The organism is Gracilibacillus sp. JCM 18966 (assembly GCF_055392695.1).
Genome location: NZ_AP043883.1, coordinates 1995207 through 2008995, shown reverse-complemented (window position 1 = coordinate 2008995; position 13789 = coordinate 1995207). Strand labels below are relative to the sequence as shown.

Annotated in this window: 10 protein-coding genes; all 10 read right to left on the bottom strand. The window is 38.6% G+C overall.

The annotated features are described in order from the left end of the window. Positions 1-16: 16 nt before the first annotated feature. Positions 17-1690, bottom strand: a complete 1674-nt coding sequence (locus ACZ5N5_RS09660; protein WP_109985805.1) for a FeoB small GTPase domain-containing protein — start codon at positions 1688-1690, stop codon at positions 17-19. Next, on the bottom strand, positions 1684-2796 hold the full coding sequence (locus ACZ5N5_RS09655) for an NAD(P)/FAD-dependent oxidoreductase (protein WP_219987243.1): 1113 nt from the start codon (positions 2794-2796) through the stop codon (positions 1684-1686). The genes ACZ5N5_RS09660 and ACZ5N5_RS09655 overlap by 7 nt, the downstream gene beginning before the upstream one ends. 47 nt (positions 2797-2843) lie before the next feature. After that, on the bottom strand, positions 2844-3809 hold the full coding sequence (locus tag ACZ5N5_RS09650) for a CobW family GTP-binding protein (RefSeq protein WP_464373702.1): 966 nt from the start codon (positions 3807-3809) through the stop codon (positions 2844-2846). A gap of 104 nt (positions 3810-3913) precedes the next feature. Continuing rightward, the gene (gene rpsN, locus ACZ5N5_RS09645) at positions 3914-4183 is read right to left on the bottom strand and encodes a 30S ribosomal protein S14 (RefSeq protein WP_464373701.1); all 270 of its coding nucleotides are present in this window, start codon (positions 4181-4183) and stop codon (positions 3914-3916) included. Positions 4184-4329: 146 nt separating this feature from the next. Next, positions 4330-7995, bottom strand: a complete 3666-nt coding sequence (locus ACZ5N5_RS09640; RefSeq protein WP_464373700.1) for a cobaltochelatase subunit CobN — start codon at positions 7993-7995, stop codon at positions 4330-4332. Positions 7996-8043: 48 nt separating this feature from the next. Next, positions 8044-9873 carry a VWA domain-containing protein gene (locus ACZ5N5_RS09635; protein WP_464368369.1) on the bottom strand — a complete coding sequence of 610 codons (1830 nt, stop codon included), beginning with the start codon at positions 9871-9873 and terminating at the stop codon, positions 8044-8046. Beyond that, on the bottom strand, positions 9861-10781 hold the full coding sequence (locus ACZ5N5_RS09630; RefSeq protein WP_464368370.1) for an ATP-binding protein: 921 nt from the start codon (positions 10779-10781) through the stop codon (positions 9861-9863). Before ACZ5N5_RS09630 ends, ACZ5N5_RS09635 begins: the two co-directional genes overlap by 13 nt. Positions 10782-10821: 40 nt before the next feature. Continuing rightward, positions 10822-11604: an ABC transporter ATP-binding protein gene (locus tag ACZ5N5_RS09625; RefSeq protein ID WP_109985801.1), complete on the bottom strand. Its 783-nt coding sequence runs from the start codon at positions 11602-11604 to the stop codon at positions 10822-10824. Further along, positions 11601-12605, bottom strand: coding sequence for a FecCD family ABC transporter permease (locus ACZ5N5_RS09620; RefSeq protein ID WP_054788041.1), 1005 nt, complete (start codon positions 12603-12605; stop codon positions 11601-11603). The genes ACZ5N5_RS09625 and ACZ5N5_RS09620 overlap by 4 nt, the downstream gene beginning before the upstream one ends. Next, positions 12598-13593, bottom strand: a complete 996-nt coding sequence (locus ACZ5N5_RS09615) for an ABC transporter substrate-binding protein (RefSeq protein ID WP_464373772.1) — start codon at positions 13591-13593, stop codon at positions 12598-12600. The genes ACZ5N5_RS09620 and ACZ5N5_RS09615 overlap by 8 nt, the downstream gene beginning before the upstream one ends. Positions 13594-13789 lie beyond the last annotated feature (196 nt).

Here is a 13789-nt window from a genome sequence, read left to right as displayed (position 1 = left end):
GCTACTCCTCCTTTTTTTATGATAAGAAATATAGTCCTGCAGCAAGAAAAGCTGCACTAACAACACTTGTCAGCATTTGCTTCCACGCAATTGATATAGTATGCTTCCAGCTTAATTCTTTACCGATAGTAAATAATGTAACAAGGCAAGCTGATAGTGTTGATGCCAAGTAAACGAGTATAAATATTTGACTGATCGACATCTCCATTAATAAACTGCCCTGCCCCTCATTTAAGACAAGTAAGCCATCCTTTCTAATAAAAGAAAAAATCAATCCAGGTGCTGCATCTGTCGGTATTGAAAATAGATATAATAATGGCATTGCAAGCCATCTCAAAATCGATAATATCCCTACTATTTCCAGTACAGAGGCAAGCAAACATATCAACAAGAAAATCGGCATAGCTTGGAATAAAAATTGTTTAATAACACCAGAAACCTTCCACCGAAATGCACTCCAATTGATTCCTTGTAGATAAGGCAAGGGAGTGATACGAGTTAGCTCATTCGTAGCATTTTTGTTCCAAATCCTTGTATGAATAGCTCCTACAATAAATAGAAAGAACAAATAAGGAATAAATAAAACCGGAGCATGTGCTGCATTAAAAATAGATAAGGTAGCTCCTATTTGATAACTGCAGGCTGAACCAAAAGCAAGCAAGGAAACACAAGATATTCGGGTACAGCTACTACAGCTTCTACTTTGCATGACTGCGACAACATTACAACCGAACCCAGTGATGACAGGAAGCAAATCTCTTCCTGTTAATCCGATTTTACGGAGCCATGGATCTAAAGCATTCGTTAAGTGTTCTTGTATACCCGTCTCTTCTGTGATAGTCGTGGTTATGCTGATCAAGAAGACAACAGGAAACGCCCAGAGGAAGGAGTACCAGCCTAGGGTAATTAATCCATAATCACCGACCAATATTTTCGCTAAAAAGGCAGGTATCTGCTCCAACCATGCAGTTATCGGTGTAAGTAGATACTGTTCTGTAATCGGCTCTAACCAGCTGACAAATAAATAGGCTACATAAACTGGCAAGGCAAACATTGCTAGAATCATAAGGCAAGCTAATATTGGACCTATTACCCTCAAGCGAAGAATTGGAATCAGTTTATTAACAGGATTAGGTGATGAAGGCAGAAAATGAAGAATACTCGCTGTAACAGCCCAAGTCTTGGCATGTTCGATACATGTGATTACTTTTTCCTGTTCTGCTTGATTCATCCTTCTGGCATTAATCCAGACAACTGGTACTTGTAACAGTTCGTGCACTCTATTTTGTTCAGCATTAGAAGGTAAGTACTTATCCTGATGTGTTGCGACGATAGCTACTTTTTTACCTTTCAAATTCAATTCCTTCTGTAGTAGGGTTAATTCCTCTTTCAGTTCTGTTGCTTTCACAACTAATAGCAGGATTTGTTCTTCTTCTATACGATCTAAAGTAAGCTGTGTACTTTTACTATCCATATCGAATTGAAGTCCTGGCAAGTCTGTTAATCTCAATTTGCTATTTAATTTACATGGTGCAGTTAACGCAGCTATTGTAGAACCTTTTACATTACTTGTCAGCGCTCTTTTTTCGCCAGTCAAATGACGAAACAATCCCGATTTCCCAACAGATTCACAACCTACTAGCAACACATCTATTGGACGAGAAGGCGAAGACTGCACGCACTCTAGCATTGACACCTCTCCCCACACATCGAAAGATCATCAAGATAAAAGTTCTCTCGTTTATACTCCTCTAATATAGATAAGTCTAAGCCTAAATGTTGGCCAATCATTTCCGCTATTACAGCAAAGCGCTGGCGGAACTTGTAAATATAGCAAAAAATATGATCATCGTGACGAAGTTCCGGTCCTGCTAGAAATAAGCCAGTAGTCACTACAGATTCATCTTTATCATTGACAAGTACTTCCCCATGTTTTCCACGTGTCACAAGATTTTCTATCTTGGTTGTACTCCCTGAGAAACCAGTAGCTAATATCGGCTTCACCGCTGTTGAGAAAACTTTTCCTTTATTTGTATAGATGTCATAACCCGAAGCCACTGACTTTATACCTGTGACAGATGTGTTGCCAACCACTGTAAACAAATCAGAGACTAACAAATGACGAATACGACTATATGTGTAAGGTGATAGAGCAACACTAGGATCACTATCATCTATTTCCCAAGTATTCGTTTTAGCTATTAAAGTAGCTCTCTTACCCAAACACCCTAAATGGAATGCCGCATCCATCCCACTTTCATAGCCCCCGATTATAATGAAATCATCCCCTTCCATTTCTCGCCATGATGGAATTAAGCTATTATGCACACCAAGCTCGGCACCAGAAAAAGGATTTAAATTGGGATATTGGTATTGCCCAGCCGCCCAAACAACAAAGCGACTTTGATAAATTCCCTGTGTCGTATCTATCGAAAAAATACCATCGTTTTTATCGATATGATTTACCTGGACTCCTTCTCTAATAGGTAAAGCGAAATGATCTGCAACCACATCAAGGTATTCAGCATACGCTTCACCAGTAGGATGCTCCATATCTAACGTGTAAGCTGGTGAGGTTTTCGGAACAATCGCATTTAAATCCGTCTGACCAAACCCTTGTGCTGGAAAGGAAGGTGTAATGAACCGCATTTCTTTTGGCCACTGGAGAAAAGAAGCTCCTACCTCTTCTTTTTCTAAAATCAAATAAGATGTACATTCCATTTGTTGTAATAAAGCTGCGATACCAATGCCGGAAGGACCAGCACCTACAATAATGACATCATGGATGTTATTCACAGTTACCACCCTTATAAATAATAATAATTACGATTTACATCGCAAAATTAAGCTAAACAATATTGAAATCCCTTTGCTAGCTCTCGATAGTTGAGTTCCTTGCCAATAAATACTATCTCACTTTGTCGTTTTTCGTCGTTCGCCCATGCAACTCCCTCTGTACCTGCAAACAGCATATGTACACCTTGAAAAACAACTCTTTTCTCCAATTGTTTTATATAGAGGACACCTTTATATCGATATAAATGTTCACCTTTAAATTGAACTAAATAGGCAAACCAATGATTCACTTTATCTAGATCAAGCGGACGATCCTCTCGAAAAACAAAGGAAGTGATTTGATCATTATGATGATGGTGATGTGTTTCAACTAATAGATTGGGATCTATGTTTAATATATTATCTAAATCAAAGGATCTCTTCCCTATTAAATCTCGGCTGTCTATATTTGCATAGGTAGTGTATACCTGTTTTGCATGTGGATTCATGTTAATCAGTTGTTGTTCCAGTTCTTTCTTTTCATTTTCTGTGATCAAATCCATTTTATTTAATAGCAGGACATCTGCAAAAGCGATTTGTTGCCCGGGTTCTTCTTCCTTTAAATGTTGCCAGATATGCTTGGCATCAACCATCGTAATCACACTATCTATCTCAAATGCCATTGCTGTTTGTTCATCCATTAGGAAGGTTTGAATAATCGGAGCTGGATTAGCCATACCTGTTGTCTCAATGACAATGCGATCGATGTTTTCTTCTTGCTTTATCAGATTACTTAAGATGTTTATTAAATCACCTCGTACATTACAGCAAATACAACCACTGTTAATTTCGATAATTTCTTCCTTCGTTGACACTACCAAGTGACTGTCAATGGATGTGTCGCCAAATTCATTGATGATGACCGCAATTTTTTGGTCAGACATGCCCTTTAATAAGTGATTAAGCAATGTTGTTTTTCCTGTACCTAAAAAACCAGTTAAAATGGTTACTGGAATCGTTTGTTCTGTTGACAATGGGCTTTCCTCCTCTTGCTATATACGTTTCTGTATATCAAAAATAATACAGGGACAACACTTCGAGATGTCCCTGTTACTTATTTCATTCTCTACATGTGCCATTACCAACTAGATTTTTTCACGCCGGGAATTTGTCCTTTATGTGCATACTCTCTAAAGGCAATGCGTGACATGTTGAATTTTCTCATATAGCCACGTGGTCTTCCAGTAATCTCGCAACGGTTTTTTAAACGAGTTGGTGATGAGTCTCGTGGTAACTTACGAAGAGCTTCATAATCGCCCTTTGCTTTTAACTCTTTTCTTAAGGTAGCATATTGTTCCACCATTTTTTGGCGTTTTTTTGCTTTTGCAATTTTAGATTTTTTAGCCATTTTGACTAACTCCTTTCTATATTTTTTATCTTTTATATCAAAACCTCTATTAAATCGTAATGATTACGCATTGAACATTATATAACAACTTTTTAATAATGTAAATAGTAATGATTACGATTTACTGCATGAAAATAATCTCGTGCTCATTCCATCGAGGCTTCTGTTTCTAAAAAGGCTTCTTTTAGATTTTGCCATTGTTCTTCGGTAGGCTTCCAATAACCGCGCTCTGTCACCTCAACCAAAGTTCCTAATAACTGACGATAGGCATGAGAATTTGCTTGACGAATCCTCTCTTGTAATGTTTCATCTCTTACGTAAGTGTCATGAATATTAGAAAAAACCCAATCCTCCACTTGATTAGTAGTTGCGGCTAATCCTAGTAAATTCTCTGTCTTTTTAGCCATATGTTGTACACCATGATATGGGTGCTTAAGCAATCCTTCTATCCATTTTGGGTTAGTTAAGCGTGTTCTAACCCCACGATTAATAGCATACTTAACACTCTCTGTGTGAGGAGTTATTTGAGTTGTATCTGTTATATAAATATCAACCTTCCTACCTTTAACTTTTTCAATAGATTTTGACAATCCACCAAAAAAATTGTAATAATCATCTAAATCAGTAATTTCGTATTCATGACTTGCACGTAACTGTGATACAACATCAGCTGCTTCCATATTCACATCATATAACGAAGGAAAGCTTTCCCCCCTTCTTACTTTACTATAGACATAGTGACTGTGGTGTTTGTACATCTCACCTAATTCCTCTTCGTTATCCCAATTGCCACCCTCGATCATATGATTAATTCCAGTCCCATACTCACCCGCTCTAGGCCCGAAAATTCGTGAAGTTGCCAAATCAAACGCATCATCTTCTGTATATCCTTCCCTCAACAATGCCTTTTTGATTTTTAAGGTTAAGGATTTGAAGAAATTATTATCTTCCTCTTCATTTGCTAGTGAAATTTTTTGAAACAGGTTGTTCAATTCCTCTATAACATTCGGAAATAAATCGCGAAAAACGCCGGATATATTAATTGCTACATTTATTCTTGGTCTCCCTAGCTCAGCAAGTGGTATGAGCTCAAAAGTCATATTGGTAGCATCAGAGCGTTTTACTGCTTTTGCTCCAACATATGCGAGAATCTGTCCAATGGTCTCGCCTTGGGTTCTGGAGGTTTCAACACCCCAGAGTACGCAGGCCACCGTGTGAGGAATTCGTCCATTTGCTTCATAATATTGTGCTAGTGTTGCTTCTGCTATCTCTTTGCCTCTATTAATGGCAGAGGAGCTAGGTACAGAACGGGGATCAAATTGATAGACGTTAGATCCGGTTGGTAACGATTCTGGATTTCGATATACATCGCCTGCCAATTTGGCTGAAAGATAGCCACCATTTAATGCTCTTATAATAGAAGGAAGCTCCTTATTTCCTCTTGCTTGCAGATAAATATGTTCCCCATATGCTAAAGTATTTGAAGCGGCTTTTACAAGAGAATCTTCCTTGGCATAAGGTATTTCCTTTGATTCTATATATTTTTCTAATAAAATTGTTGCTTCCTTTTCTAAAACTCCCTCTCGATCTTCCAAAGCAGGCTTTAGCTGGACAACTAAGTGTTTCAAACTCATTATGCCTTTGTGTTCTTTTCGCATCGTATATACCGTATGATCTATCGCATCCTCATGACCCAAGCCTTCTCCAATTGTATGTAATCCATATGGGATTAGAGCATATTGCATGCGGTGTAACTCTTGCTCAATCTCCTCGAATTGCTTATTGGAAAATCCACTTTTATTTGCTATAGCTTCTATCTCTTCCAAAATTTTTCCACATCGAAGTGGATCAAGCTGTTCTGCTTCTCGATATTCGTGTAATAAATGTTCTAGTTCTAGATAAACTCCATGCAGCCCACCCTCTCTAAACGGCGGTGCTTGATAGCTACTTACCACGGCATGTGTACGACGTTTAGCAAGCATGGCCTCGGAAGGATTACCAATATAGTAAAGATAGAAATGCGGAAGTGACTGAACTAGCTGATCCGGAAAACATGCTGAAGACATTCCATTTTCTTTCCCAGGTAAATATTCCAATGTGCCATGGGTTCCGATATGAACAATCGCATCTGACCGAAATTCTTTCTCCAGCCATGTATAAAACGCTTGATATTGATGATGTGGAGGAATAGATTGATCATGGTAATTCGTGGACGAATCTCGGTCACTGCCAGTTCTACTAGGCTGTAATCCAATAAAAACATTACCGTTGATAAACCCAGGAATGAAGAAATCCGTTCCATCCGTCATTATTTCACCTGGATAGTGACCCCAATAGCTGTTGACCTTTTCCTGCTCCCGATACTTGTTTAGATGGAGATTTGCTTTATCGACCGAATATCGCAATCGTTCATCTAAATCCTCATCCACACCCCAACTTGTTTCATTAAACAATTGATATCGTCTGAATTGTATCTCCAGCTCTTCTTTTGACATTGGCTCAACCTGATAACCTTCTTCGGCTAATTTATTTAGTAGGGCAGAAATAGAGCTAAAGGTATCTAGAAAAGATCCACTAAACAAATTTCCTTCTCCAGGTGGGTAATTATAACCTATCAAAGCAAGCCGCTTGTAACGATTTTCGGTCCGACGCAAGCGTAGCCACCGATCGATCCGATGAATAAAATAGTTCACACGATCCTCTATTAAAGCAAGTTCTTTTATCTCAAATTGATATTTTTCATCAAAACCTATAGATTGTATCGCTGCAATAGGATAAGTTTCAATGGCTCCATCCAGCTCAGGTAACACGACGTTCACCATAGCTTCTACAGGAGAGAGGCTCTTTGCTTCTTCCCATTCTGTTAATGTCGTTCGTGTTAGGAAAAAGGGATGAATCATCGGAACATTTAGTTTCTCCAACCACTCTGTGACATCTGCTCTACCTTCTCCTTTGGGTCCTATTCCTAAACGAAAACCAATAAAATTAACAATTAATTCTATTTTATCTGTCATCTCCGTGAATATACGATCCAATTCTTCTACATCCAGCTTCATAATACTTGAAAAGCCGATCGGAATAACGGTGGCAAAAGGTTTTAAGCGCTCTTTAAGTTCTCTTATCATGTCTACTGTCTTTATTCTAGCTTGTGAAGCAAGATAAAAGAATACTATTTTAGGTTTAAATGGATCCTCTCCACACTCATGCAAGAATAAATCGACACTGTCATAGTAAATATTGGTTTCGGGATCAATGATACCTGTTTTATCATGATAACTTGGGGCTTTTGCTAAAGGAACTCCTGCTTCTCCATAGAGATTTGCTACAAAATAGATTAATTCTTGCCAATTTGGGATACTAGAGGCATGCCAGTAGCGTTTAATCTGCTCATAATCTTCTAGTGCTTGCTTCCTTAGTTTTTGTTGATCCACATCATCGTTATTCTTATCAGATATTGCTAATTGTCCAGATCTAGGTTCTAGCTGTATGTCGCTTCCATCTAGTGGACCAAAACGGATGAATTCTTCCCACTTTGCCCCATTAATCATCAATGACAGTTGATCACATTCGTATGCTTTACAAATATCCACCATTCGCTCCATCACTTCATTGTCAGCACCATGTGGATCATAAATGAATACATTCGCTGAGCTACATGCATGTTCGAATCGGCTCCACTGCTCTGCATGCAACGATTCCTCCATTGAAAATAAAGAAAGTTTTATATTCGGATAAGTTTTTAGTACTCCCGTATGTGCTTTTCTAGCTTCATTAAGTGTTCCAGATGAAGAAGTTGCAAAAATGATATGCATATATACGTATACGCTCCCTTCTCTAAAATTGGAATAGACAAATCAATCCTACCGTTTATTTTGAACTACTTCTGTAATATTCTTTTCCGTCAAGATATCTAGTGAGATATATTCGCCATGCAAAGCATTTGCTAGTTCTTCCGCTAAGCCAAATCTATTCCTTCCACTCTGTGTATCAATGACGGACACGGGAATATGTTCATTAGCAATACTTCTTGCTATACGATAGGCCTCATTTCTCGCTTGTGCTGCCGTACCACCTGGAAGGACTGTTTCATTAGCGTTTCCATCCGTGACAATAACTACGTAAGGTACTGATTGCTTATTCAGCCGTTTTTCCTTTACACATATCCTTAATGCCTGCTGTAACCCGGCTGCTAACGGTGTTTTTCCACCTGTAGCAATTTCCTCAAGTCTTTTCTTTGCTTCTGAAAAATTATTCGTAAAAGGTAATATTTCAACTGCTTCCGTTTTTCTAAACGTAACGAGACCAATTCGATCTCTTTTTTGGTACGCTTGACGCAATAGCTCCATAATCGCACCTTTTACTACTTTCATCCGCTGTTTCACTGCAATGGAACGGCTAGCATCAACTAAGAAAAGGATGGTAAAACCCTCACGTTTGCTCTTCCATTTAAAACGCATGTCTTCCTTTTCAATTGCCCATTTCATCCCCTGTCTAGGAGTACGAACTTTCATAAACGGAGCTGCGGCTACCAAGGTATGATGAAGAGAAAGTGATTCTGATTGCCTACTGATTATTCGAATTGTCCGACCATTCCCTCCTACAGACCTGGACTCTTGATGCTTACCATTTAAATTGTACGGATTCCTTTTATTTTTCGTAAAGAGTAACTCAGCCTGAACGTTAAGTGATGCAATCATCCGCTCTACTTCCTCATCCATCCCGTCAGAGTCTACTTGTTCATTAGGAAATGACTCTTTTGACGGATGCTTATCCGTTCTAGCATGACTTTCTTTATCACTATCCACTGTTTTTGTTTCTTCATCAGCAGTTTGGTTATTTCTTTCCTGCAGGTCAGCTGTGAAACGCTCTTCATCAGTGGTTGAAGATGAATCTTCAGAGGTTGGAGATTCTTGATGCTCCCCCATTCGATGGGACACGACATATTCAGCAGCCTCTTCTATATGTCTCTGCTCTATGCTTTCACAGAAGTCTAAAGCTGCTAATGCACGGGCAGTTTCCACTAAATCGATATCTGCCTCTTGGTTTTTACATCCTGAACGTATTACTATTTCGATTGCTAGACGTAGCATCCTTTCGGGAACTCGAACATGAGGTAATCGGTGTTTTGCTTCTTGTATAACCCCCTTACTATATTCCCCTGTTCCTTCACCCAAAAATTTGCTAATTCTGCTACGATCAGATAGTTCAAAAACGGGAGACATTCGCACACATAGCCTTGCGTGTTTTAAGTTTGATCTATCTTGCTCCTCTTGATGAAGACAATAAAACCATTTTGCTAAAAGAGGATAAGTAGAAAGTCTAGAATTCTTATAAACTTGTAACTCTTTGTTCTTTAACAATTGCACAAGCATTGTTTGACTACTCTTCCTCATCAGAGCAAATTGATCCGATACAACGATTTTTGCTTGATAGAGAAGACTTTGGGACAAGGAATCTATTTCGTTTTTTGAAAGCAATGTAATCTCTCTTTCTCCTAATAACCTTTCAGCAGTTACATTTGCCGGGATTGTCACTTTTTTTTCATCTGAAAAATAATCAAGGATGGCTTCTAATACAGTCGTTTTCCCTGTTCCTATGTTTCCGACAATACAGACACGATCTAATGATGGATGGACAAGCGCTGCAGCAATTCCACGCTTCGCCTTCATTTGTCCAATTATACGATCCATTTGTTCTCTACGATCTTTTTATTAAGTACCATGGTAAGCTCCTCACTAGAGGTAGCTTGTAAAGGATCTTGCAATAACCGGTGTGGTAAGGCTAGTTCTGCTGCTTCATAAATGTCTTGTGCTTGCACCTCTGTACGTTGTTTCCAGGCTGCTATCGTTCGTGCTGTATTGATAACCGTTATATCTGCGCGGTGACTCTCGATCCCTAGTTCAATAGATAAATCTGCTACCACACTGATAAGATCATCATTTACTTCTACCGAGGATAGAAGCAGCTGGGCACTTTGTATCTGTTGCCGTAATATTCTCTGCTCCTGCTCATACCCTTTCTCAAACTGAACTTGATCATGTTCAAACGCCATTCGACGCCTAACAACTTCCATTCGTTCTTCTACTTGTTTCTCGCTTTCGACATCCACACACAAACCGAAACGATCTAGTAGCTGAGGGCGAAGTGTCCCCTCTTCGGGATTCATCGTTCCTACTAATACAAAGCGAGAAGGATGTTCATAGGAAATTCCTTCTCTTTCAATACGATTGATCCCCATTGCAGCTGTATCTAAAAGGATATCTACTAGATGATCTTCTAATAGATTCACTTCATCAACATAAAGGATATTGCTATTAGCTTTGGCCAGGATTCCTGGCTCTAGCTTCTTTTCACCTGTTTTTAGTACATGTTCCATATCTAGTGTCCCTACTACACGATCTTCTGTAGCACTCACGGGGAGATTGACAACCTTTGAATTCGTTAATACATCGGCTAATGCTCGAACAGCAGTAGACTTCGCTGTTCCTTTTTCTCCTTGGATTAACACCCCTCCAATCTTAGGGTTTATTCCATTCAATATCAGTGCTTTTTTCATGTTATCTTGCCCGACAATTGCTGTAAAAGGATAATTATTCACATTTAACCCTCTTTCTATCAAAAAAATAAGTGGTAATCTTTCAATTTTTTAAAGGTTTCATCACAATTCGTAAAGTTTCATCATGTCCATCCTTATAGATATCCGCTTCTACTCCAAAAACCTCTTTAAACATCTTTTGATTCATAATCTTTTCGGGTGCTCCTTGACCATAGATACACCCCTTTTTTACAACAATCACTTCATCGGAGTAAGCTGCAGCATGGTTCAAATCATGTAAAACCATCACAATCGTTACCTTTTGATTCCTTTTTAATTGTGCTACTACTTCCAATACCTCCAATTGATGTGAAATATCTAAGTAAGTGGTTGGTTCATCTAAAAATAACAGTTTTGGCTGTTGTACCAAATTAAGAGCAATCCACGCACGCTGTCTTTCTCCTCCCGATAGTTGAGAAAGATTTCGCTTTCTTAGTAAATCTAACTTAGTTAAAGAAATAGCTTCTTCGATTAATATTTGATCCTGTTCATCTATCCTCTTAAACATGGATTTATGTGGTGTTCGACCATATGCTATTAATTGTTCAACAGTTAAATCCATAGAATCATTGACTTGTGCAAGCAGAGCGAGTTCTTGTGCTGCTTTTTTTGGTGAAAGTCGGTAAAGGTCTGCTTCCTTCCAATATACATTACCTTGACTTGGCTTTAGCTGACGAGAAAGTATATGTAGTAATGTACTTTTGCCAGATCCATTTGGGCCAATAATGCTATAAATTTGACCCTCTCTCAGCTCCAAATCCATTTGCTTTAATACTTGTTTATCAGAAAAAAAATGAGAAATGGAAGCAGTTCTTAATATAGTCATACCATTTTCCTCCTCAATAAATATAGAAAGAATGGCGCTCCTAATGCCCCCATAATCACTCCTACCGGTAATTCAATTGGAGCAAACATGATTCGTGCTATAGTGTCAGAGGCTGGTAGAATCGCTGCTCCTAAGAAAATCGAGGCTGGTAGGAGTACACGATAATCATTACCCACGATTAACCTTGCTGTGTGAGGAACTATTAAACCAACAAATCCTAATAAGCCAACGACACTGACAGCACTTGCAGCCAATAATGTTGCGACAGCCGTCATCGTGAACCTAATCCATTCAACTCTTGCCCCAAGACTCCTAGCTGTTCGATCCCCAAGCATTAACAAATTCATTCTTCTGATACCAATGATGGCCAAAAGAATACCTAAGATCGAGTAAGGAAGGATCACTTCCACTTCTGGCCAGCTTCTTGCACTTAAACTACCTACCATAAAATCAATGGTACCTTGTACTCTATCACTATAAAAAACCATCAAAGCAGATATACCGGATCCTAAAAATGCAGAAACAGCTACACCTGCTAGGATAATTCTTGTTGGGGCAATTCCTTTTTCCCATGCCAATGCATATACAATAAAAGCTACGATTGTTGCACCAATAAACGCAACAGGTGTTAGTAAATGAGGTAGGTGTGGATAGAGGATTAAGATAATCATTCCTGCTAAACCCGCACCACTGGATACACCAATAATAGATGGATCGGCTAGTGGATTCTTCATAATTCCTTGAAGTAATACACCAGCCACTGCTAAATTTGCTCCTGCCAATATAGCTACAATGGTTCGCGGAATTCTAATATTCCAAATAATATTCTGAAATTCGCCTTCTAGATTTCCGCTAAAGGTTGACCAAATTTCCATGAAAGGAATCTTCACAGCGCCAAATTGAATACTAAAAACGATAGAAATTATTAATAAAACTGCAAAAATAGCAATCATAAAACCTTTCCAGCTTGCTCTATCTCTTAATGCATGTTTCTCAATCATTATGAAACACTTCTGGATAGACGATTTCCGCCATATGCTTCATAGTGTCTGCATAATCAAAGCCAGGATTGGATAGATATTTCTCGGAAGGAATGATATGAACGTTCCCCTCTTGAACCGCTTTTAGTGAGTTCCAAGCTGGATTTGCTTCTAAATCTTCTTTGATTTTTTTCTTTCCTGCATCTACACTTCCATGAATCGTTAATAGCACATAGTCCGGTTGCTTATCGGCGATCGTTTCTAAACTAAATGGGGCAGACGTTTGGGAATCAGGATTTGCTTGCATATCTTTTCCAATATTCTCTACATGGAGCAAATCCCCTATTTCAATTGCAGTCGTATTCGCTCTTTGAACAGAAACACTTTTCGCGGTAACATTTAGAACAACTACGGAAGGGTGGTCATCTTGTGGTAACTTATTTTGGAGATTGAATATCTCCTCTTCCGCTTCTCTTATTTTCTGACTAGCTATGTCTTCTTTATCCAATATTTCACCGATCAGCAATGCCACTTCTTTCACATCATCAAAAGAACGCATTTGCAACAACGCAAATGGAATGTTGCTACTCTCCATGATCCCTTCCAAATTTGCATGGAAATTCGGTGACCCTATGACTAGATCTGGAGACAGGGCTACTAATTGCTCTGTATTAATTTGATTCACCGTCCCTAATTCAGGTAAATCCTGTGCTTCTTCAGGAATAGGAATTGCGCTAGTTGACATTCTTCCGACCGCTTCGCCACCTAAATCGTAGATCATTTTAAGCATTTCTGGTGATAGTACAACTATCTTCTCTGGACGTTTTTCAAGGATTACTTCTCTTTCCATGCTATCTGTAAAGGATAGTTGCTCTTGATCTATATCATCTTGATTCTTGGCGACAGCCTCTTTAGATGAAGATTCATTTTGTTGACAGGCCGCCATAAACACAATCCCGAAAATAGCAAGTACCATTATGAATGATTTGCTCGTTTTTAATAAATTCACCAAAATATTCCCCGCCTTTATCGTAATTATTACGATTTACTGAATAAAAAACTTTCCATTTATGTAAGGTGCGTCTTTCTTCACTCCCCTTTATTAAATAACTATATACATCAGAATAAATCGTAATGATTACGTATTATATCATGTTTTCTGAGAGTTGCAACCTTTTTTCCCTCTAGCATCTTACAATAAAGTG